This is a genomic window from Flavobacterium zhairuonense, assembly GCF_004352915.1.
GTDB lineage: Bacteria > Bacteroidota > Bacteroidia > Flavobacteriales > Flavobacteriaceae > Flavobacterium > Flavobacterium zhairuonense.
Map to the genome: position 1 here is coordinate 140898 of NZ_SJSY01000068.1, position 24022 is coordinate 164919.

Annotated in this window: 16 protein-coding genes; 8 read left to right on the forward strand and 8 right to left on the reverse strand. The window is 34.4% G+C overall.

Annotation, left to right across the window (positions count from 1 at the left end):
• Nucleotides 1-11: 11 nt before the first annotated feature.
• The 6 genes from asnB (EYY60_RS06505) to secDF all read left to right on the forward strand — a co-directional run bounded on the left by asnB (EYY60_RS06505) (nucleotide 12) and on the right by secDF (nucleotide 13115).
• Nucleotides 12-1688: an asparagine synthase B gene (gene asnB, locus EYY60_RS06505; RefSeq protein WP_026729029.1), complete on the forward strand. Its 1677-nt coding sequence runs from the start codon at nucleotides 12-14 to the stop codon at nucleotides 1686-1688.
• Between the two features lie 314 nt (nucleotides 1689-2002).
• Nucleotides 2003-3610, forward strand: a complete 1608-nt coding sequence (asnB, locus tag EYY60_RS06510) for an asparagine synthase B (protein ID WP_132988576.1) — start codon at nucleotides 2003-2005, stop codon at nucleotides 3608-3610.
• 218 nt (nucleotides 3611-3828) lie between these two features.
• Nucleotides 3829-6576: a M16 family metallopeptidase gene (locus EYY60_RS06515; protein ID WP_132988577.1), complete on the forward strand. Its 2748-nt coding sequence runs from the start codon at nucleotides 3829-3831 to the stop codon at nucleotides 6574-6576.
• Between the two features lie 349 nt (nucleotides 6577-6925).
• Nucleotides 6926-8866 (forward strand): DNA topoisomerase (ATP-hydrolyzing) subunit B, encoded by a 1941-nt coding sequence (gene gyrB, locus EYY60_RS06520; RefSeq protein ID WP_132988578.1) that lies wholly within the window; start codon nucleotides 6926-6928, stop codon nucleotides 8864-8866.
• A gap of 112 nt (nucleotides 8867-8978) precedes the next feature.
• Entirely contained in the window at nucleotides 8979-9914 is a 936-nt protein-coding gene (mdh, locus tag EYY60_RS06525) for a malate dehydrogenase (protein WP_132988579.1), read from the forward strand.
• 228 nt (nucleotides 9915-10142) lie between these two features.
• Nucleotides 10143-13115: a protein translocase subunit SecDF gene (secDF, locus tag EYY60_RS06530; RefSeq protein WP_132988580.1), complete on the forward strand. Its 2973-nt coding sequence runs from the start codon at nucleotides 10143-10145 to the stop codon at nucleotides 13113-13115.
• Between the two features lie 466 nt (nucleotides 13116-13581).
• Here secDF and lgt read toward each other — a convergent pair whose 3' ends face one another.
• The 8 genes from lgt to EYY60_RS06565 all read right to left on the reverse strand — a co-directional run bounded on the left by lgt (nucleotide 13582) and on the right by EYY60_RS06565 (nucleotide 19766).
• The gene (gene lgt / locus EYY60_RS06535; protein ID WP_132988581.1) at nucleotides 13582-14514 is read right to left on the reverse strand and encodes a prolipoprotein diacylglyceryl transferase; all 933 of its coding nucleotides are present in this window, start codon (nucleotides 14512-14514) and stop codon (nucleotides 13582-13584) included.
• Between the two features lie 66 nt (nucleotides 14515-14580).
• Nucleotides 14581-14820 carry a membrane protein insertion efficiency factor YidD gene (gene yidD, locus EYY60_RS06540; RefSeq protein ID WP_132988582.1) on the reverse strand — a complete coding sequence of 80 codons (240 nt, stop codon included), beginning with the start codon at nucleotides 14818-14820 and terminating at the stop codon, nucleotides 14581-14583.
• Between the two features lie 20 nt (nucleotides 14821-14840).
• Nucleotides 14841-16319: a cysteine--tRNA ligase gene (cysS, locus tag EYY60_RS06545; protein WP_132988583.1), complete on the reverse strand. Its 1479-nt coding sequence runs from the start codon at nucleotides 16317-16319 to the stop codon at nucleotides 14841-14843.
• Between the two features lie 61 nt (nucleotides 16320-16380).
• Nucleotides 16381-16605 (reverse strand): four helix bundle protein, encoded by a 225-nt coding sequence (locus EYY60_RS22550; RefSeq protein ID WP_317128852.1) that lies wholly within the window; start codon nucleotides 16603-16605, stop codon nucleotides 16381-16383.
• Nucleotides 16542-16745 carry a four helix bundle protein gene (locus EYY60_RS22555; RefSeq protein WP_317128851.1) on the reverse strand — a complete coding sequence of 68 codons (204 nt, stop codon included), beginning with the start codon at nucleotides 16743-16745 and terminating at the stop codon, nucleotides 16542-16544. Before EYY60_RS22555 ends, EYY60_RS22550 begins: the two co-directional genes overlap by 64 nt.
• Before the next feature lie 97 nt (nucleotides 16746-16842).
• The gene (gene folE, locus EYY60_RS06555) at nucleotides 16843-17514 is read right to left on the reverse strand and encodes a GTP cyclohydrolase I FolE (protein ID WP_066032379.1); all 672 of its coding nucleotides are present in this window, start codon (nucleotides 17512-17514) and stop codon (nucleotides 16843-16845) included.
• 168 nt (nucleotides 17515-17682) lie between these two features.
• On the reverse strand, nucleotides 17683-18435 hold the full coding sequence (locus EYY60_RS06560) for a hypothetical protein (protein ID WP_132988584.1): 753 nt from the start codon (nucleotides 18433-18435) through the stop codon (nucleotides 17683-17685).
• Between the two features lie 134 nt (nucleotides 18436-18569).
• Entirely contained in the window at nucleotides 18570-19766 is a 1197-nt protein-coding gene (locus EYY60_RS06565) for a pyridoxal phosphate-dependent aminotransferase (RefSeq protein ID WP_132988585.1), read from the reverse strand.
• A 123-nt stretch (nucleotides 19767-19889) separates the two neighbouring features.
• Here EYY60_RS06565 and EYY60_RS06570 point away from each other — a divergent pair, with 123 nt between their 5' ends.
• Nucleotides 19890-21215 carry a PDZ domain-containing protein gene (locus EYY60_RS06570; RefSeq protein WP_132988586.1) on the forward strand — a complete coding sequence of 442 codons (1326 nt, stop codon included), beginning with the start codon at nucleotides 19890-19892 and terminating at the stop codon, nucleotides 21213-21215.
• Nucleotides 21216-21363: 148 nt separating this feature from the next.
• Complete coding sequence (locus EYY60_RS06575; RefSeq protein ID WP_132988587.1) at nucleotides 21364-24000, forward strand: T9SS type B sorting domain-containing protein; 2637 nt, start codon at nucleotides 21364-21366, stop codon at nucleotides 23998-24000.
• The last annotated feature ends 22 nt before the right edge of the window (nucleotides 24001-24022 follow it).

Genomic DNA, 24022 nt, shown 5'->3' on the forward strand with positions numbered 1-24022 from the left:
AATATAGAATTATGTGCGGAATCGTATGTGCCTTTGATCTAAAACAAAAAGCCGAAACTTTAAGACCTCAAGTATTAGAAATGTCTAAAATTATTCGTCACCGTGGACCAGACTGGAGCGGTATTTACAGTAATGATAAAGCAATTCTTTCACATGAACGTTTGGCTATTGTAGATCCAGCTTCAGGAAAGCAACCTTTATTTACAGAAGATAAAAAATTGGTTTTGGCTGCAAATGGTGAGATATACAACCACAGAGATTTGCGTAAACAATTTGAAGGGAAATATAACTTTCAAACAGAAAGTGACTGCGAAGTTATCTTAGCATTATACAGAGAAAAAGGAGTAAGTTTTGTTGATGAATTAAACGGAATCTTTGGATTTGCGATTTATGACGTTGATAAAGATGAATATTTTGTTGCTCGTGACCATATGGGAATTATTCCATTGTACATTGGTTGGGATCAACACGGAACTTTCTATGTTGCTTCAGAATTGAAAGCTTTAGAAGGATACTGTACAAAAATCGAATTATTTCCTCCAGGACACTATTTGTCAAGTAAAGATGGAGAATTTGTGCAATGGTACAAAAGAGATTGGACAGAGTATGATGCCGTAAAAGATAACGAAACAAGTATTCCTGAAATCAGAAAAGCGCTTGAAGCAGCGGTTCACAGACAATTAATGAGTGATGTTCCTTACGGAGTTTTACTTTCAGGAGGTTTAGATTCTTCTATTACTTCTGCTGTAGCCAAAAAATTTGCACAAAAACGTATTGAATCAGATGATACTACAGATGCTTGGTATCCACAATTGCACTCTTTCTCAGTTGGTTTAGAAGGTTCTCCAGATTTAGCGGCTGCAAGAAAAGTAGCAGATCATATTGGAACAATTCACCACGAAATCAAATTTACAATCCAAGAAGGTTTAGATGCGGTTCGTGATGTAATTTACAACCTTGAAACGTATGACGTAACTACTGTTAGAGCTTCAACTCCAATGTGGTTAATGGCGAGAGTGATCAAATCAATGGGAATCAAAATGGTTCTTTCGGGAGAAGGAGCAGATGAGTTGTTTGGAGGATATTTATATTTCCACAAAGCGCCAAATGCTAAAGAATTCCACGAAGAAAACGTTCGTAAATTAGGAAAACTTCATATGTACGATTGCTTACGTGCAAACAAAAGTTTAGCGGCTTGGGGAATCGAAGGTCGTGTGCCATTCTTAGATAAAGAGTTTATGGATGTTGCAATGCGCATCAACCCACAAGATAAAATGATCAACAAAGAACACCCGATGGAAAAATGGGTTGTTCGTAAAGCTTTTGAAGATATGCTTCCAGAAAGTGTTGCATGGAGACAAAAAGAACAGTTCTCTGATGGAGTAGGATATAGCTGGATTGATACTTTGAAAGAAGTAGTAGCAAGAGAAGTTTCGGATGAGCAATTGGCAAACGCTAGATTCAAATTCCCATTACAGACACCAACTTCAAAAGAAGAATATTACTATCGTTCAATCTTTACAGAGCATTTCCCAAGTGATGCAGCAGCGTTATGTGTTCCTCAAGAGGCAAGTGTGGCATGTAGCACAAAAATCGCTTTGGAGTGGGATGAAGCTTTCAAAAACTTAAACGATCCATCAGGAAGAGCGGTTGCAAACGTTCACGATGACGCTTATGTGAAAGCATAAACAAGTTAATTTATTAGATTTAGTATATATTTTTTCGAAAAACGTTCTCAATTCAGAGGACGTTTTTCTTGTCTTAAGTTTAAGTTGTAATATTTCAGAGAGTTACATGTTGTTTTTGACAATTATTAGGCTTTCTTTTTTATATTTGGCATCCGCCGAAATAAAGTTAAATGCTTGATATTATAATAAGATTGTAAATAAAAAACAGAAAATAATATTTAGTTTTGCAGCAGATTATAGAGTATAATCGTTTTTGCAGCTAATAGGCTTCATATAGTGAGTTTGAAGAAAATATTAAGTAAAAAAATTAGAATATGTCTGGATTATTGGCCGTTATAGGCAAAGGAAAAGACCCTAAACTCGTAAAAGAGCTTTCAGCGAGAATGTCACATCGAGGACCTGATGAGAGTGATGTTCATATTATGGATAACGGAAGCGTGCTTTGCCACGAAAGTTTATCAATTGTTGATTTACAAACAGGCAAACAGCCTATTCAGGGAACAAATCGTGCGTGGGTGATTCACGATGGTGAGATTTATAATTATGAGGAATTAAAAAACACCGTTTTAAAAGATCACACATTCAGAACCAATTCAGATTCAGAGGTGATTGTACATCTGTATGAAGAATTTGGATATAACTTCTGCAACAAACTAGAAGGAGACTTTGCTTTTGTGGTAATCGACGGAGACGATTACATCGCAGGAAGAGATCCTATTGGGGTGAAACCATTATATTATGGATTGGACGAAAGAGGAAGAATTTATTTTTCTTCTGAAATGAAATCAATTGCAGATCAGTGCAAATCATTTTCGACTTTTCCTCCAGGACATTATTATACCGCAAAAACTGGTTTTGTAAAATATTACCAGCCAGAATGTGAAGATCATAAAAAAGCTGTTGAAAGTTTAGATTTAGGTTTAATTCGTGAGAGTTTGATTGAATCTGTTCGCAAGCGTCTACTTAGCAATGTTCCGTTAGGAGCTATTTTATCTGGAGGTTTGGATACTTCTTTGATTTCTTCGATTGCTTCAAAACTTTTGAAAGAAAAAGGAGAAAAATTACATACATTTTCGATTGGTCTAAATGCTGATGCACCAGATAATATTGCAGCAAGAAAAGCGGCCGCATTTTTAGGAACAGATCATCATGAAATTCATTTTTCTTTAGAAGAAGGAGTTCAGGTTTTGGAAAAAGTGATCTATTATATTGAGACTTACGATATTATTTCTGTTCGCTCTAGTGTTCCAATGTATTTATTGTCAAAAGCAATTGCAGATCAGGGAATAAAAGTGCTGCTTTCAGGTGAAGGCGCCGATGAAATTTTTGGTGGACATTTATATTTTAGAAATGCTCCATCAACAGAAGCATTTCAAGATGAGACCATAGAAAGAGTACAAAAGCTTTTTACTGCCGATTTATTGCGTGTTGATAAAACGACAATGGCGCACGGTTTAGAAGCGAGAGTTCCGTTTTTGGATACTTCATTTTTAGATGTCGCAATCCGAATCAAACCAGAAGAAAAACAGCCAAAAACATATGACGGCATCGAAAAATATATTTTAAGAAAAGCATTTGATACTACAGAAGATCCGTATTTGCCAGCCGAAGTTTTATGGCGTCAAAAAGAACAGTTTTCAGATGGAGTGGGCTACAAATGGGTTGACGAATTGATTGAATACTGTGCAACACAAGTGACAGACGAGCAATTGGCTGGTGCAAGTGCAGAGTTTCCATACAATTCACCAACAACAAAAGAAGCGTATTTGTACAGATCTATCTTTCATAAATTCTATCCACAAGTAAGCGCCGCGCAAACAGTGAGAAAATGGATTCCGAAATGGCAGGATAATCTTGACCCAAGCGGAAGAGCAAATGCGGCTCACGTAAAAGTGCCAGGTGTTGAACTTTTGAAATCTTAAATTTCAATTTAAAAGAAATTTTAAAACTATAATTCTTAAAAACCGAGACAACTTATAATTGTCTCGGTTTTTTTATTTTAACGTTTAGTATTTATAATAGGTGTTTTTACGGGATTCCGTAAAATATTAAAAGTAAGTTAATAAGGGTTTTCTGTTTAAGAAAAATATTATATTTGATTATACCAAGAATAATATAAATTCAAACCATTTAACAATCTATGAAAAACCTATTACTAAGCGGGATTTTATGCTGCTCGTTAATCTCGATGAGCTCGGTTTATGCACAAAAATCGGTGGCGCCTAAAGAGACGCCTAAATTTATTACGAATGTCGAAGGCGTTAAAGAATATTCTTTAAAAAATGGATTAAAAGTTTTGTTGATTCCAGATGCTTCTCAAAGCAATATGGTGGTCAATATTGTTTACAATGTAGGTTCTAGAAATGAGGGTTATGGTGAGAAGGGAATGGCACATTTGCTGGAACATATGCTTTTTAAAAGCACAAAAAATTTGGGAGACATCAAAAAAATGCTTTCGGATAAAGGAGGAAATGCCAATGGAACTACTTGGTATGACCGAACAAATTATTATGAAGTTTTCCCATCAAACGACGAAAATCTGAAGTGGAGTATTCAAATGGAAGCAGACAGAATGGTAAATGCCACTATTTTGCAAACTGATCTTGATAAAGAATTTTCTGTTGTTAGAAACGAATTTGAAATTGGAGAAAATGATCCAGACCGTATTTTGCAGGAAAGAATTGTATCGACTGCTTATTTGTGGCACAATTACGGAAACAGTACTATTGGAAGTAAAGAAGATATTGAGCGTGTAAAAGCTAATACGCTTAGAGTTTTTTATGAAAAATATTATCAGCCAGATAACGCTACACTAATTGTTGCTGGTAAATTTGACGAGCAAAAAACATTGCAGTATATTGGTCAGTATTTTGGTGCTGTCCCAAGACCGAAGAGGGTTTTGGATAAAACCTATACAATTGAGCCAGCACAAGATGGAGAGAAGTTTGTAGAGTTAAAAAGAGCTGGAGAAAGCAAGAATGTGGGGGCACTGTACCACACAGTTTCTTATGCCGATAAAGATTATGCTGCGCTAGATGCTTTAGGTGAAATTTTGACTGCAGATCCATCTGGATATTTATATAAATCATTGGTTGAAACTCAAAAAGTTTCTAGTCTGTATTTTTGGCAACCAACAGTTAGGGACGCAAGTTATATGTATTTTGGATTTGCTGTAGCAAATGATAAGGATATTAAGGCAACGCAAGATATTGTAAGAGCAGAACTGGATAAAATTGTTACGACAAAATACACAGATCAGGATGTAAGCAGAGCTCAGGCGAAAATTATTAAGCAAATAGACGCTGTTAAAAACAATACTATTTCATTTGCAATCAATTTGACTGAAATTATAGGTTCTGGAGATTATAGATTAGGGTATCTATATCGTGATGCTGTCGAAAAATTGACAAAAGAAGATATTCAGCGCGTTGCCGAAAAGTATTTTAGAAGCAACAATAGAACAGTTGGTATTTTTATTCCGTCAAAAGATGAGCAAAGATTAAAACCTGTAGAATATACTGATGAGCAAATTGTAGCACTTACTAAAGATTACAAAGGAAAAGCTTTAGAAAAAGAAGTTGCGTCTTTTGAAGCTTCAATCAAAAATTTAAAACAGAATTTGACAGAAGGAAAACTGACAAACGGAATAAAATATGGCGTAATAAAAAAGGAAATTAAAGGTGGAAAAGTTAACGCGAGTTTTAAATTTCCGGTTAGTAATGAGAAAGATTTAGCTGGTAAAAGTGATGTTGGGGGAATTCTTGCTCAATTGCTAAAAACAGGGACAAAAACGCAAACTAAAGAGCAAATTCAAGATCGTTTAGATAAATTGAAATCTTCTGTTAATTTTAATTTTTCAAGACAAACATTATCTTTAAGTATCAGTACTTACAAAGAAAGTTTTAAGGAAGTAATGGGAATCGTAGCTGATTTATTAGCTAATTCAACTTTTCCAGAAAATGAATTGACTAAAACGATAGCTGAATATAATACGTATTTAGAGGCTAATTTGAATGATCCACAGTCGGTTGCATTTACTGAAGTTAATAGACAGACTACAAAATATCCAAAAGAAAGTATTTTCTATACACCAACTATTCAGGAACAAATGGATGCTTTTAAGAAGATCAAGCAATCAGAAATTGTTGATTTTTATACGAATATTTTAGGTGGAAACAATGGTATTGGAAGTGTAGTTGGTGACCTAGATCCAAAAACTACAGGAGAAATTCTCGAAAGTACTTTTGGAAAATGGAATTCTAAATCGAAGTATGAACTTGCATTGCCAACTTATTTTGAAACAACCAAAGAGGATAAAGATATCATAACGCCAGATAAAGAAAATGCCGTTGCTTTAGGTAGAATAAGCTTTAAAATGAAAAGAAATAGTGCCGATTATCCTGCGTTTGTAATGGCAAATGAAATATTAGGAAGTGGAGGGTTTTTAAGCGCTAGAATCCCGATGCGTTTAAGAGAAAAAGAAGGTATTAGCTACAGTGCAGGTTCGTTTATCGATGTGCCAATTACAAATGATGTTGCGGCTTGGAGTTATTATGCATTCTTAAATCCGACGAAAAAGAATGCTGTTGAAAGTGCTGCAAAAGAAGAAATTGCAAAAGCATTGAAAGACGGATTTACAGCTGAAGAATTAAAATCAAATTTAGTAAGCTGGCAAAACGAAAGAAAGACCAGATTAGGAACTGATTATACTTTGATGGAACTGACAAATACATACCTTCAGTATGGAATTCCTTTGGAAGATTATGATGATCTTGAAACTAAAGTTAAAGCGCTGAAAGTTGAGGAAGTAAATAGTGTTTTAAGGAAATATCTTTCCCTAGATAAAATGACTTCAATCTACGCGGGAGATTTTAATAAAAAACAATAAAACTTGATGATACGGGTTCCTTGAATTCCAAATTCAGTTTGGGACTTTAAAAATAAAAAGCCGAAATGCATTTTTGAATGTCATTTCGGTTTTTTTTTATGCTGATTTTAAAAAGAGATTTTGGGCTTTGAGATTTGTAAAACCAATTGTTTTTTTATTGCATTTGTATTTTTGGAATTTGGAATTTGTGAAATTTGGAATTTGAACCATCTTTTAGGATTATTTTTTGGTTTTTCAGACAATTGTGTTAATAACTTAAGCGCTTTAAATGGGATTTTAACGGATATATAGTTTGCGTTTTTATATATTTGCGTGTTAGACAATAATTACATTTTTTAGAATAAATTATATGAGCGAAGAAATCAAGAAGAACAATTATTCAGCAGATAGTATTCAGGCATTAGAGGGAATGGAGCACGTAAGAATGCGTCCGTCGATGTATATTGGAGATGTAGGGGTTCGAGGGCTGCATCATTTGGTTTATGAAGTTGTTGATAACTCTATTGATGAGGCGATGGGAGGACATTGTGATACGATTAGTGTTGCAATAAACGAAGACGGTTCGGTAACAGTTGAAGATAACGGACGTGGTATTCCAGTAGATTTACATAAAAAAGAAGGAGTTTCGGCACTTGAGGTTGTAATGACGAAAATTGGAGCCGGTGGTAAATTCGACAAAGATTCATATAAAGTTTCAGGAGGTCTTCACGGAGTTGGGGTTTCAGTTGTAAACGCCCTTTCTGTTCATATGAAATCTACTGTTTTTAGAGAAGGAAAAATCTACGAACAAGAATATGAAAGAGGAAAAGCCTTATATCCTGTAAAACAAATCGGTGAAACAGAGAAAAGAGGTACACGCCAGACTTTCTTTCCAGATGATACTATTTTTCAGCAGACTACGGAGTTTTCATACGATACGCTTTCAGCTCGTATGCGTGAGCTTTCTTTCTTAAATAAAGGAATCACAATTACGTTTACAGATAAAAGAGAAGTTGATGAAAAAGGGGAATTCAGAAGTGAAGTTTTTCATTCTGACGAAGGTCTTAAGGAATATATCCGTTATTTAGATGGAAATCGTGAGCCAATTATTTCTCACGTAATCAGTATGGATCACGAAAAAGGTGAAATCCCAGTTGAGGTTGCCTTGATCTATAATACAAGTTATACTGAGAATATTTTTTCTTATGTAAATAACATCAACACGCACGAAGGAGGTACGCACCTGCAAGGTTTTAGAAGTGGTTTGACAAGAACGCTTAAAAAATATGCCGATGCTTCTGGAATGTTGGATAAATTGAAATTCGAAATTTCGGGAGATGACTTCCGTGAAGGATTGACGGCTATTATTTCGGTAAAAGTTGCAGAGCCTCAGTTCGAAGGGCAAACCAAAACGAAATTAGGAAACAGAGAAGTAGTTTCTCCAGTTTCTCAAGCAGTTGGAGAGATGTTAGAGAATTATTTGGAAGAAAATCCAAATGATGCTAAAGTAATTATCCAAAAAGTAATCTTAGCCGCTCAGGCACGACATGCGGCGAAGAAAGCTCGTGAAATGGTGCAGCGTAAAACCGTTATGGGTGGCGGAGGGTTGCCAGGAAAATTATCTGATTGTTCAGAACAAGATCCTGCAAGATGTGAGGTTTACCTTGTCGAGGGAGATTCGGCTGGTGGAACAGCAAAACAAGGACGTGATCGTAACTTTCAAGCAATTTTGCCGTTACGTGGTAAAATCTTGAACGTGGAGAAAGCGATGCATCATAAAGTGTTCGAAAACGAAGAGATCAGAAATATCTTTACGGCTTTAGGAGTAACAGTTGGTACTGCAGAAGATAGTAAAGCGTTAAATCTTGAGAAATTAAGATATCATAAGGTAATCATCATGTGTGATGCCGATGTCGATGGTAGCCACATTTCTACCTTAATATTAACGTTCTTCTTCCGTTTCATGAAAGAGCTAATTGAAGAAGGTCACGTTTACATTGCTGCTCCACCTTTGTACTTGGTTAAAAAAGGAAATAAAAAGGAGTATGCATGGAATGATGTTCAGCGTGATCAGGCAAACGAAAGAATGGGAGGGAGCGCCAATATTCAACGTTATAAAGGTCTTGGAGAGATGAATGCGGAGCAATTATGGGAAACTACAATGGATCCAAACTTCAGAACATTACGTCAGGTAAATATCGATAGTCTTGCAGAAGCAGATCAGGTTTTCTCTATGTTGATGGGGGATGAAGTACCACCTCGTAGAGAATTTATCGAGAAAAATGCAGTTTATGCAAATATTGACGCATAAAATAAAAAATTAATAATTCCAATTCGTTTAATTGTTTAAATTTACTAGACAATTAAACGAATTGTCTTTTTAAGGAATAGACAAATAATTAATAACCGATAAAGTAAAAAATATGAAAGTTACCATTGTAGGAGCAGGAAATGTTGGAGCTACGTGCGCAGATGTTATTTCTTATAGAGGAATTGCTAGCGAAGTAGTATTGTTGGATATTAAAGAAGGTTTTGCCGAAGGTAAAGCATTGGACATTATGCAATGTGCTACAAATACAGGCTTTAATACCAAAGTATCTGGTGTTACCAACGATTATTCTAAAACTGCTGGAAGTGATGTAGTAGTGATTACATCAGGAATTCCAAGAAAACCAGGAATGACAAGAGAAGAATTAATAGGGATTAATGCCGGAATTGTAAAAACAGTTGCCGAAAATGTATTAAAATACTCTCCTAATACTATAATTGTTGTTGTTTCTAATCCAATGGATACAATGACATATCTGGCTTTAAAAGCAACAGGGTTGCCAAAAAACAGAATAATTGGTATGGGTGGCGCTTTAGATAGTTCTCGTTTTAGAACCTATCTTTCTTTAGCTTTAGATAAACCTGCAAATGACATTTCAGCAATGGTAATTGGAGGACATGGTGATACTACTATGATTCCGTTAACACGTCTGGCATCTTATAATGGAATACCGGTTTCGCAATTTCTTTCTGAAGAAGTGCTGCAGAAAGTTGCGGCTGACACAATGGTAGGAGGTGCAACACTGACAGGTTTGTTAGGGACTTCTGCTTGGTATGCTCCTGGAGCCTCTGTGGCTTATTTAGTAGATAGTATTTTGAACGATCAGAAAAAAATGATTGCATGCTCTGTTTTTGTAGAAGGCGAGTATGGGCAAAACGATATTTGTATAGGAGTACCTTGCATAATTGGTAAAAACGGGGTTGAAGAAATAGTTGACATCAATTTAAACGAGCAAGAAAAGGCGTTATTTGCTAAAAGTGCAGATGCGGTTCGTAGCATGAATGATGCCTTAAAGACTATATTAGTATAATAAAAACGATAAAAAAAAGAAAAGGCTGCACTTTTGCAGTCTTTTTTTTGAGATTTAATTAATAAATTAATTGGTTAATATTTTCGTTAATTATATATTTGCTCGGTTTAAAAAAAAATTGGTAATTCGTGATCTCGTATTTTTGTTTTAAAAAATCATGTCAGGGCTTATTTTTTCAGGAATTTAAAACAAAAACAAATAATAAAACTTAATTAATTTTTAGTAATAATGCAGAATAAAGGACTTATTAAATTTTTCGCAATTCTATTTGCATTGGTAAGTATTTACCAACTTTCATTCACTTTTGTGGCAAATAATGTCAAAGGTGAGGCTAAAGCTTTTGCAGGAGATAATCCTGATAAAGAGCTAAAATATTTAGATTCTATTGGTAAAGAGAAAGTATTTGATCTTGGTTTTACTGATTATACTTATAATGAAGTAAAAAACAAGCAACTTAATAAAGGTCTTGACTTAGAAGGAGGAATCAACGTAATTCTTCAAATTTCTATTAAAGACGTTTTAAAAGGTTTGTCAAATAACTCTAAAAATCCAGTATTTAATAAATCATTAGCTGATGCAACTGCGAACTTAGAAGGAAATAAAACCTATTTAAATAAGTTTTTTGAAGCTTTTGAAGCAAATTCAAACGGAACTGTGAAGTTAGCTTCGCCAGATATTTTTGCAAACAGAAGTTTACAAGGAGAAGGTGGAATTGATTTTCAAATGACTGATGCGCAAGCTCAAAAAGTAATTAAAAGAAAAGTTGACGAGTCTGTAGAAAGTGCTTATAAAGTATTAAGAGAGCGTATCGACAAATTTGGTGTAACACAACCAAACATTCAAAAATTAGGAGAAACAGGAAGAATCTTAGTTGAGCTTCCAGGTGCTAAGGATGTTGACAGAATCAAAAAATTATTGGGTGGAAAAGCTCAATTAGAGTTTTGGGAAACTTTCAAAATTGAAGAAATCGGAAACTTCTTAGTAGCTTCTAACGAGGCTTTGAAGAAAACTGAAATTAAGAAAACAGAAACTAAAGCTGTTGCTAAAGATTCATTGAATGCTTTATTGACTGATGCTAAAGATTCTGTAGATACTAAAAAAGGAAACAATCCATTATTTGACAAAATGATTGGTCAAGGTGGTGGACCAGTTTTGGGATATTTTGCTCCTAAAGATACTGCAACTGTTAATGCTTATTTCAAAAGAGCAGATATCAGAGTTTTATTGGGTGCTGACCAACATTATGCAAAATTTGTTTGGAGCAAGCCAACGACTTTAAAAGATGCTAAAGGTAAAGAAGTTGAAGCAGTTGAATTGTATGCTTTAAAAGGAAACAGAGATAACACACCAGCTATGAGTGGAGGTGTTGTAACGGATGCAAAAGATACTTTTGACCAATTAGGAAAACCAGCTGTTTCTATGCAAATGAACAGCCAAGGTGCTAAAGTTTGGGAAGAATTGACTGGAAGAGCTTTTGCTCAAAAAGGTTATATCGCGATTGTATTAGATGATATCGTTTATTCTGCTCCGGGTGTTACTAGCGGACCAATCGCTGGAGGAAGATCTGAAATTACAGGTTCTTTTGATGTTGCTGAAACTAAAGATTTAGCTAACGTATTAAATGCAGGTAAATTACCAGCTTCTGCAGATATTATTCAATCAACTGTTGTTGGACCATCTTTAGGTCAGGCTGCAATTGATGCTGGTACAATGTCTTCTGTAATTGGGTTTTTATTAGTTTGTGTTTGGATGGTATTCTATTATGGTAAAGCTGGTTGGTATGCAAACCTTGCATTATTATTGAACTTACTATTCTTATTCGGAATTATGGCAAGTTTTGGTTTTGTATTGACATTACCAGGTATCGCAGGTATCGTATTAACATTAGGAACTGCGGTAGATGCTAACATCATTATATATGAAAGAGCAAAAGAAGAATTGCGCGAAGGAAAATCACTTTCTGAAGCTGTTCAAGCTTCTTACGGATGGCATGGTGCAATGCGTTCTATTATTGATGCTAACGTAACTCACGTTTTAACTGGAGCTATCTTATTCATCTTTGGAACAGGACCTATTAAAGGTTTCGCATTGACATTATTGATTGGTATCGTAACTTCATTGTTTACATCTATCTTTATTGCTAGAATTTTTATTGACAGAAACATTGCTGGAAAAGCTGATTTGACTTTCTGTACAAACATTACTAAAAACTGGTTTACTAATTTCCACTTTGATTTTATCAAAATCAAAAAATTCACTTATATCTTCTCTTCAATTGTAGTTGTAGTAAGTTTAGTTTCTATCTTCTTCGTTAACGGATTAGATGAAGGTGTTGATTTTGTTGGAGGTAGAACTTTCCAAGTTAAATTCGAAAAACCAATTGATGCAACTGCAGTTTCAGATGAATTATCTGCAGCTTTCGGAACTCCAGTTGAAGCTAAAGTTTTAGGTGATGATGATCAATTGAAAATCACGACTAAATATAAAATTAAAGAAGATGGTGTTGCTATTGATGAGGAAGTAAACCAAAAATTATACGCTGGATTACAGAAATATTTCCCAAATACTACTTATGATAAATTCATCAACTCTTTTGATGGTAAAAAAGTAGGAGTATTGCAAGCTTCTAAAGTTGGAGCTTCTATTTCTGAAGATATCAAAACTAACTCTTACTGGGCAGTTCTTGGTGCAATGGCAGTTATTTTCTTATACTTAATGGTTTCTTTCCGTAAATGGCAATATTCATTAGGTGCAATTGCAGCTGTTGCGCATGACGTAATCTTTGTATTAGGAATTTACTCTTTATGCTATAAATTCATGCCTTTCCACATGGAAATGGATCAGCACTTTATCGCTGCGATTCTTACGGTAATTGGTTACTCTATGAACGATACTGTAATTGTATTTGACAGAATTAGAGAATTTATCATCGGAAACCGTAAAGGAAGTTTTGAAGATATCGTAAACGCTTCGATTAATACTACATTATCTAGAACATTGAATACGTCATTAATGATGATTATTGTATTGTTGACAATGTTCGTTTTTGGTGGTGAGTCAATTAGAGGATTTATCTTCGCTATGTTGATTGGTATTATTGTAGGTACTTATTCTTCATTATTTATTGCGACGCCAGTATTGGTTGATACGATTTCAAGTGAAGATAAACACACAATTGAAGACAAACACAATAAGGCTTAATTAAAACCTTGTTTTTAAATAGAAAAAGATCCAGTGAAAACTGGATCTTTTTTTTTGTGCCATAATATAATATTTGAGTCTTTTGTTTTTAAGTAGAATTGTATCTGTAAGTTTAGATTAAAATCTCACTAAAAGAAATTTGTTTTTCTTCGTTTCCAGTTTAAATTGGATTTGATCAAACGTTTGAATGCGGTTTGGCAATAAGAGCTTTTGAAAACAAAAACTTCTAGTCTAGCCCCGATGGGAGCGGCATCCTTTTTATCCGCTTTTTTGAGGATAAAAAGATATAGCGGACAGCGGGACAATACTTCTTTTGAAAAGATAAATTTCTGCTTCTAAATAATTCGGTAAGTAAGAGAAATTGCTAAGGCATTTAGAATGATGTGTTTTTTTGAAAGGAAAACCTTATTACAAAAAAAAGCCCAATATTTTTAAATATTGGGCTTTTTTGTAATTATTTGATTTTTTAAGATGTTGCTAAAGGATTTCTTTGTGCTCTAATGATGAAGAAAAGGCCGATAACAATAAAAGGTATGCTTAGCCATTGCCCGGTTGAGAAATAGCCTAATTCGCTCTCAAAACCGCCTTGGCTCTCTTTTACGAATTCAACAATAAAACGTACAACAAACAAAAGAACTAAAAACAATCCAAAAAGATAGCCTGATTTAAGCCTTGCGTTTGTTTTCCAATATAAGAAGAATAAAATTGCAAATACAAAAATGTAGCAAAATGCTTCGTATAATTGTGTTGGGTGTTTTGCTGGAACTTGCGCTAGTAAATCGGCAAATTTTGGATCATGTGCGATTGCGTTATAAGCATCTTTTGGGTTAGCAATTCCAGTTTTCTGTACAGCATCATTTTTAGTGAATGTGTCATGTAAAAAACGAATTCCGAAAGCAGATGTTGTTTCGTGCCCGATGATTTCAGAATTGAAAAAGTTTCCTAAACGAACAAAAATAGCACCGCTCGCAACTGGAATAACAACACGATCTAAAATCCATAACAAAGGACGTTTTAAAATCATTTTGCTATAGAAATACATTGCTACAATGATTGAAATTGCTGCCCCATGACTTGCTAGACCTTGATAACCTGTGAATTCGAATTTTGGTTCAAATCTGAAAGGAAGAATGATTTCTAGTAAATGGTTTCTGAAATATTCCCAGTCGTAAAAGAAAACATGCCCTAAACGCGCACCGGCTAAAGTAGCAAGAACCGTCCAAACAAATAAAGAATCCAGTTTGTCAAGTGATTCGTTTTCGCGTTCAAAAATCTTTTTCATTAGGTACCATCCTAAACCAAAAGCAATTACGAACATTAAACTGTAATAGCGAATCATAAAAAATCCTAAATCGATTCCTTCTGAAGGATTCCAAACCATGTTTAAGGCGTGTGTCATGTAGTATTATGTTTTGTATTAATTGTAAAAATAAATATTTAAAGCCGAGTTCCTCTTTATAAAAAGTTAATGTTTGTGTGAACATTTCTTTTCTGGAACGGGATCATAGCCAGTTCTTCCCCAAGGATGACAGCTCATAATACGCTTCATCCCGAGATAACCTCCATAAAATAATCCGTGTTTTTGAAGGGCTTCGATCATGTAACTTGAACATGTAGGCTCAAATCGGCAGGACGCTGGTGTAAATGGCGAAATGGCGGTTTGATAAAAGCGCACTAATAAAACAAATGGAGTGATTGCTTTCATGGTTTTATGAAATGACTTTTTTAAATAGAAAAGCTGGTGCCTTCTTTTCCGTCTTTCAATTGGATGCCTAAAGCGATCAATTGATCACGGATTTGGTCAGAAAGTGCGAAGTTTTTATCTGCTCTGGCTTGATTTCTCATTGCGATTAGCATATTTACAACGCCTTCTAATTTATCGTTATTGCTGTCAGAGCCTTTTTCATCGCTTAAGCCTAAAACATCAAATACAAAAGCATTGATTGCTGTTGTAAATGTTTTTAGATCTTCGGAAGAAATGGTTTCTTTTCCATCTTTCAATAAATTAATATAACGAACGCCTTCAAATAATTGAGCAATTAAAATTGGTGTATTAAAGTCGTCGTTCATGGCGTCGTAGCACAATTGTTTCCAAGCTTCAACATCAATAGAACTTGAACTTCCTGCAACAATATTTGGCAATGCATCAAGCGCTTCCATTAATCTTTTGTATCCTTTTTCAGCAGCGGTAATGGCGTCATCAGAGAAATCCAAAATACTTCTATAATGTGCTTGCAACATGAAAAAACGAGTCACAGAAGCTGAAAATGCTTTGCTTAGAATGGTATTGTCTCCACTTAAAATTTCGCCTGGTAAAATATTATTTCCAGTAGATTTAGCCATTTTCTTTCCGTTTAAGGTAAGCATATTGGCGTGCATCCAGTAATTTACTGGAGATTGTCCTGTGCAAGCTTCATTTTGTGCAATTTCGCATTCGTGGTGAGGGAATTTTAGATCCATTCCGCCTCCATGAATGTCAAAATGATTTCCTAAGTATTTTGTACTCATTGCTGTACATTCTAAGTGCCAGCCCGGAAAACCGTCGCTCCAAGGCGAAGGCCATCTCATGATATGTTCTGGTTCAGCTTTTTTCCAAAGTGCGAAATCCTGAGGATTTCTCTTGTCAGATTGTCCGTCTAGATCGCGAGTATTGGCAAGCATATCTTCAATATTACGGCCACTTAAAATACCGTAATTATTAGTCTCATTGTATTTTACAACATCAAAATAAACCGATCCGTTGGCAACATATCCAATTCCTTTGTCAATGATTTTTTTGATGATTTCGATTTGTTCAATAATATGGCCAGTTGCAGTTGGCTCGATGCTTGGTGGCAAAAAGTTAAAGGATTTTAGAATATCGTGAAAGTCAACAGTATAGCGCTGTACAACTTCCATAGGCTCTAATTGCTCTAAACGTGCTTTTTTGGCAATTTTATCCTCACCTTCATCAACATCATCCACAATATGTCCTACGTCAGTGATATTTCGAACGTAACGAACTTTATAATCCAAATGAAGAAAATACCTAAAGATTACGTCAAAAGACATAAAAGTTCTTACGTTTCCTAAATGAACATTGCTATATACTGTAGGTCCACAAACATACATTCCAACATTTCCTTCATGGATTGGTTTGAAATCTTCTTTTTCACCCGAAAGTGAATTGTATATTTTAAGCGGTTGCGTTGTATATAAAGGCATATTCTTTTTGCTGTTTAATCGTTTAATTGTTGATTTGTTTAATCGTTTTTATCAACATTCTTTATTCTTGTGAAAGATAATATTTTTTTAGATTATTTATTTGATTGCAGATTTTTTCAATTTTTTCTCTTGATGCTATATATTCTGTTTCTGAAACATAATTTAAATCTTTTGAAATAATTAAATGATTTAAAGTTTCCATGGCAGATGAATAAGAAATCGTCAGAAAATGCGCTTTATCCTTATTCGTGCTTCTTGAAGTTCCTTCTGCAATATTTGTTGCAATTGATGATTAGCTTCTTTTATTTGGGAAGTTATTCCGAACAATTCATTTGATGGAAATTTAGTAGTTAATTTATAAATATCCAAAATAAACATTCTTGCATTTTGCCAAACTTCAAGCTTTTCAAATGAAAAAACATACATTTTTTATTCTGTTTAATTGTTGATTTGTTTAATCGTTTAATCGAAATTTAGACTTAGTGATGAAGCGATTAAACAAATTAACGATTTACCGATTAAACTAAAATTGAGTATCCAGTTTAATGTAATCCAAAAATTCTCTTTTCGTTTGAGGTTCTTTGAATTTTCCACCGAATTCAGATGTTACTGTACTGCTTTCAATGTCTTTAATTCCTCTTGAATTTACGCAAAGGTGTTTTGCATCGATAACACAAGCCACATCTTCTGTTCCTAAAGCTTTTTGAAGTTCTTGAACAATCTGCATAGTTAAACGCTCTTGTACTTGAGGTCTTTTTGCATAATATTCAACGATACGGTTCATTTTTGACAAACCAATAACGCGTCCGCTTGAGATATAAGCTACGTGAGCACGCCCAATGATTGGCAATAAATGATGTTCGCAAGTAGAATAAACCGTAATGTTTTTTTCTACCAACATTTCTCCATATTTGTAATTGTTGTCAAAAGTTGAGGCTTTTGGCTGTTTTGCAGGGTTTAAACCGCCAAAAATTTCTTTTACAAACATTTTAGCAACTCGGTTTGGAGTTCCTTTTATGCTGTCGTCTGTTAAATCCATTCCAAGAGTTTGAAGAATGTTTTCAACATCTTTTTTAATTTTTTCTATTTTTTCTTCATCAGTTATGTCAAAAGCGTCCGCTCTTAAAGGGTTTTTTGCATTACTGCTGAAATGACTGTCACCTATTTCGTCTAAAAAATCTTCGTTGTTTATCATTAAAAACTACTATTATAATGGGTATATCTTTTTAAGGCGGTAAAGATAATTAATAAATAGGAAACCTTTTCTATGGTTTTTATTATTTAATCGATCCTTTTTGGATATAATCTAAATTAATGCGGATTAAATGTGTTTTGGTCCAACGTTTTTCGTTATAGATTTTTATTAATTGAAAAAAATGGCATAAGTACGTATGAAATCAATTGAAAAATCTGCAAATGCAAATTTGTGAGTAGAGTTGGTTTCTCCAGGAGGAAATTTTTTCGCAGACTGATATTTTGCTATTTCGCTTTCTGGACTTGTAAAACCGTAATTATATGCTGTTGCATAAAATCTGATTTTGTCTTGAGTGGTTTTGAAAGCAATATTTTGATATTTATATTCAGCGACAAACCAAAATACTTTTAGGTATCTTAATTGCCATTGAAAATTTTCTAATCGGGTTATTCTTTCTTTTCGAGCTTCTTTTTCATTTTTATTTTGGATGATAATCCATTGATAAGATTTTAGACTTTCGGTACTAGCAACATAATTTTCTAAGTTTTCTAAAAATGAAGGTTTCATCTGAAAATAACCAGTTGAGAAATCAGATGCTTCTTTTCCCTTATTTACATATAAAATTCTGTTTGAAGACGTTTCCAGGTAATCAGAATAAGAATCATATCTAAGAATTTCTGGAAAAGGAATAGATAAAATTTGTGCTTTTTCGGTTGTATCGAGTTCTAAGTCTATAAATTTCTTTTTCTTTTTTAATAATGAAACAGCGCGATTCATTTCTTTTCGGTAATATTCGATGCCTTCACTTTTGAGATTAAAAGCAAATCTGATTTTAGAATCGTACACTGCATCGTTGTTATTTTTGTTTACAGCGAATGCAGATAGTAGAAATAGAAATAATATTACAGTTAACTTTTTCATGTTAAAAGCCTTTATGTCTATGGCTAAATTACTAATAATCAAATGATATAAAGGTTGTTTTGAAGTTGTTTTCAAAAAAAAAATCTGTTTCAACAATAAGCTGAAACAGATTTTTATAATAAGAAGTTTAATTTTTATCTTTTATTGTAAACTAAAAGCGCTTCTTTTAAAATATTTACTGCTGTAATCAAGTCTTTTTTGTTTAAAACATAAGCAATTCTTACTTGATTTAATCCCATTCCTGGAGTAGAATAGAATCCTTTTGCAGGAGCAACCATAACAGTTTCTCCATTTAAATCATAACTTTCTAAAAGCCATTGTGCAAAATCATCTGAATCAGCGATTGGCAATTGGGCAATGCAATAAAATGCACCTTTTGGTTTGGTAACAATTACACCTTCAATTTTGTTCAATTCAGCAATTAAAGTGTCACGGCGCTCTTTGTATTCGCCAATTACTTCATCAAAATAACTTTGAGGCGTGTCGATTGCCGCTTCGCATGCAATTTGTTCAATAGTTGGTGGACTCAAACGAGCTTGTGCAAATTTCATTACAGTTGCTAAAACATCTTTGTTTTTGGTAACCAAACAGCCAATTCTAGCACCGCACATGCTGTATCGTTTTGAAACAGAATCGACCATAATTACGTTTTGTTGTACATCTTCTAAATTCATTACAGAAAAATGTACATCAACTCCATCATATAAAAATTCGCGATAAACTTCATCTGCAATCAAATACAAATCGTGTTTTTTGATTAAACTCGCTAATTGTTTGATTTCTGTTTCAGAATATAAATAACCAGTTGGATTGCCTGGATTACAAATTAAAATCGCTTTTGTTCTTGGTGTGATCAGCTTTTCAACTTCTTCAATACTTGGCAATGCAAATGCAGTTTCAATTGTAGAAACGAGAGGCACAACAGTTGCACTTGTAGAAGAAGCGAATGCATGGTAATTAGCATAAAAAGGTTCCGGGATGATGATTTCGTCTCCAGGATCCGTAATTGTGGCCAGTGCAAAAAGTAAGGCTTCAGAACCACCAGTTGTAACAATGATGTCTTCTGGGTTAACGTTTACATTTTGGCGCTGGTAAAAATGAGCTAATTTTTTTCTATAGCTTTCATATCCGGCAGACGGACTATATTCTATAATACTCAAATCAATATTTTTTACCGCCTCGATGGCCACTTCCGGTGTCTTGATATCCGGTTGACCAATGTTTAAGTGATACACCTTGTGTCCTTTTTTCTTTGCTAGATCAGCAAAAGGAGCAAGCTTGCGTATCGGAGATTCGGGCATGTTTCTTCCCTTGTGTGAAATTGTCGGCATGAGTATAAATTATTGAAGTGCAAATTTGCATATTTTTTTCGAATTTAACGTAAACATTATGGGGTGTTATGGAAATGTAACAATTATCAATATTTTTATTAATTTTATATTAAAATATTATCAATGAAAAAATATTTTATGTTGTTTTTTGGGCTTTTGGTATCTTTCGCTATTCAAGCTCAAGATGATTTTTTGATTCACAGCCACAGTAGTAAGATTACCATTCCGTTTAAAATGATAAATAATCTTGTTTTTATTCCGATTAAAGTAAACGGAATAGAGCTGAATTTCTTATTGGATTCTGGCGTAGAAGAAACAATTTTGTTCAGTATGGATGAGAAGAAAGAAGTCAGTTTTAATAATGTTGTTAAAATAAAACTGAGAGGCCTAGGAAGTGAAGATGAAATCGAAGGACTAAAATCAACGAATAATATTTTTGAAACACATGGTTTGAAGTCAAATAATCATTTGGTTTATATAATATTAGATCAAAATTTTAATTTGTCGTCTCATATCGGAATTCCGGTTAACGGGATTATTGGATATAAATTTTTTAAAAATAATTTAGTCGAAATAAATTATTCGAAGAAAAAAATCTACGTTTATCCAAACACTGATGCTATTAAAGAAAGATTGGACAAGAAATTTAAAGCTGTTCCAATTACGATTGAAAGATCGAAACCTTATATTACCACAACTGCAGTAGTGGATAGCGTGCAGATTTCGGCTAAATTATTAATAGATATTGGTAATAGTGATGCTTTTTGGATATTTGAGAATGACAAAATAAAATTGCCTAAGAAGAATTTCCCTGACTTTTTAGGAAAAGGATTTAGCGGAGATATTGAAGGGCATCGTGCAAAAATTGCGAAGTTTTCAGTTGACGAATTTGATTTTAAAAATCCGATAGTCGCTTTTCCTGATTCAAGTTCGATTCGAAATGTAAAAATGGTGCCTGGACGTATTGGTTCAATTGGAGGGGAAGTCCTAAAGCGCTTTACGATTGTTTTGGACTATGCAGATCAGAAGCTGTATCTGAAAAAAAATAATAAGTTTTCTGAACCTTTTACGTATAATAAAAGTGGTATAACAATACAGCATAATGGTTTGCAATGGGTGCAAGAAACAGTACATATGGAGACCGTTCAAGTTGCCAACTCAATGTCTGATGTAGGGTATGATGCAAAAAAGGATGATAATTTCAAATATAAATTCTCATTAAAACCAGTATATGAAATCGTCAACATCAGAAAAAAATCAGCGGCGGAAAAATGTGGTTTAAGAAAAGGCGATATTATTATCAGTATAAATAACGCACTGCCTTATAAATACTCGTTACAACAAATAAATAGCCTTTTGAAATCTGAAGATGATGTTTGGATTGTCCTTGAAGTTGAACGTGATAGTGTAGTTTTGAAATTTAGGTTTAAACTTGAGGATGAGTTGTAATTGAGATATTTAAGAAAGTTTTTTGTGTCATAATAAAGAGATTCACTATTTTTGGAACGCAAGCACACTTTTGTGAAAAAATAATTGTTAAATTGCTAAACGCATTTAATATTGCTAATCATAACGCTTATTTCCAAAAAACATATTTATGGTCGAAAAATACATTAAATTCTTACGAATCACGTTGTTTTTTGTTTTTTTATCTCTATTTCCAACTACAATTTATGCGCAGTGTGCGGGTGAAGACGGAACATTAACCGTTTGTGATATTCCAGCTGCTAGTAGTAAATCAATTGACTTATTTAATTATTTAACAGGCTCACCGCTTAGTGGCGGAGTTTGGACAGATACTGATGGCTCTGGTGGATTATTAGATCCTGACACTGGAATTCTAAATGCACAACTAATACGTACTAGCGGTGTTTTTCGCTATACTTATACTGTTGAGGGAATTGGGCTTTGTCCAGACAATAATGCGGTTGTTACGGTTACAATTGGAGGATATTCTGGTGTGACCTCTCCAAATGTTTCGGTTTGTAGTGCAGTTGGTGAATTCAATCTTTTTTCTGCTTTTAACGGGCAATTTTTAGGTCCGCATTCTAATGGGAAATGGCATAATGATACAACAAATCATGATGAAGAAAAGCCTGTTATAAGTGTAAGTGATATGGAAGGAACTTTTCAATACACTTATACAATGCCTGCAAGAGGAACTTGTCCAGCCATGTCATCGACAGCCGTAGTTACGATTTTTAAAGCGCCAAAATCAGGTGATGCAAGGCTTTTAAGATTATGTGCTAGTGATGGTTTGTCAGCTTATACTGATTACGATTTATTTAACTCGATTTCAGGTCAAGATCCGGGTGGTACATGGAAAGAAAATAGCAATACTGGTGAATTAACTTTTGTGGGAGATCATTCTATAAATATTCAGCGTATTTTTAATAATCGAGGCGCTGGGAACTATTATTTTACATATACTGTAAAATCTACTAACCCAATTTGTTCAGATGAACAGACCATGATTAGGATAGCATTAGAACAAAAACTTGATTTTACTGGAGCAAAGCTTAAGGTTTCAGTCAATAATATTTGCGAAACTGAAATTCCTACTGCTACTTATGTGGCAACTATTACAAAAGGTCCAGCTGCTATACCAAGTGGAGACTATAATGTTTCATTTACTGTTTCGGGGCCAAATGGAGGGAGCGAAACTTTGCCAGCAAATTTTATTAACGGTATTTTGGTATTTCCATTGAAATCAGATTATTTCCAGCGAGTAGGCAGTTATACGGTAACTATTACAAGTTTGTACCCCGTGGGTAGCGCGCGTGCTTGCCAAAATATTATGGATAATCTTTCAGAAGTTGTATATATATATCCAATTCCAGATTTAGCAGGTGCAAAAATAACTCCTGTAATTGCCTGTCAAAACACGGCAGCAGAAGTCAAAATTACTGATGCAGTAAAAATTGTTGACGGGACTTACGATATTCTCTATAATGTTTCGGGTGCCAATAATGCATCATCGCAAACGGCAACAGCGATTTTTTCAGGAGGAAATGCAACATTTACTATTCCGGCAATTTTAAATTCTCAAAGCGGAAATGGTGCAATCAAAATTGTAAAGATTACGCATGCAGTTTCGGGTTGTACAAATTCGGCAAACATTGATGGTGAGATTACCGTAAATCCGTTACCGAACGTGACAAATCTAAGAATACAAGTACCAACGGTTTGCTTTGGATCGGCTGTAACGGCTTCGGTTTCTGGTTTAGGAACCTTAACTGATGTTACGTTGTCTTATTCGCTTTCAAACAGCAATGTTGCGCCGACACAAACAATTGTTTTGTCTCCTGTAAGTGGAAATGCGAGTTTTGTAATTCCTGCAGCTTTGCTGGCAAATACAGGTGCGACAACAATTAAAATTGAAAACGTAAAAAATAATATTACAGGTTGCGATAGTCCAGTAACTACGGTATCGGCTAATTTTTCAATAAACCCAATTCCAGCAGCTCCAGTATCTACAGATCAATCTTTTTGTAAGTCGGAAGGTGCCATTATAGGGAATTTAGCGCCGAGCGGACCGCAATTTAAATGGTACAATTCGCCAACAATGACAACACCGCTTCCTAATACGTATGTCCTTAAAGATGAAACGTTATATGTGACCGAAACAACTCTGTCTTGTACCTCTGCAGCGACGACGATTAAAGTGACTTTGAGAGATACTCCCGCTCCGGAATTAAATACAGATGGGCAAAATTTCTGTGGATTAGATGCGCCAACTCTTGCTGATTTATCAAATAATACAAATGTGCCTTCCTCTGTAGTTTGGTATGATGCGCCAAAAGGCGGAACTCTTTTGCCAGCAACAACAGCTTTAATTGATAAAAGGATATATTACGGATTTGATTTTTCGTCAAGCGAAAACTGTCTTTCTTACGACTATCTTGAGGTGACGGTATCATTAACAGATTGTCCTGATGTACCGCCAGATTTCTTTATTCCTGATGGGTTTTCTCCAAATGGGGATGGAGTAAATGATACTTTTGTAATTCCTAATATTGATTTTTTATTTCCGGATTATTATCTTCAAATTTTCAACAGATACGGAAACAGAATGTACGAAGGATTTAAAGACAAAGCAGGTTGGGATGGTACAAACTGGCAAACTGGCGGATTTGCTCATGGAATAGCGCCAAATGGAGTTTATTTTTACACACTCCAGTTTAATAAAGGCAATAAACCGCCGATACAAGGACGTCTTTATTTAAACCGATAATTCCTTTTGCACTATTTTAATA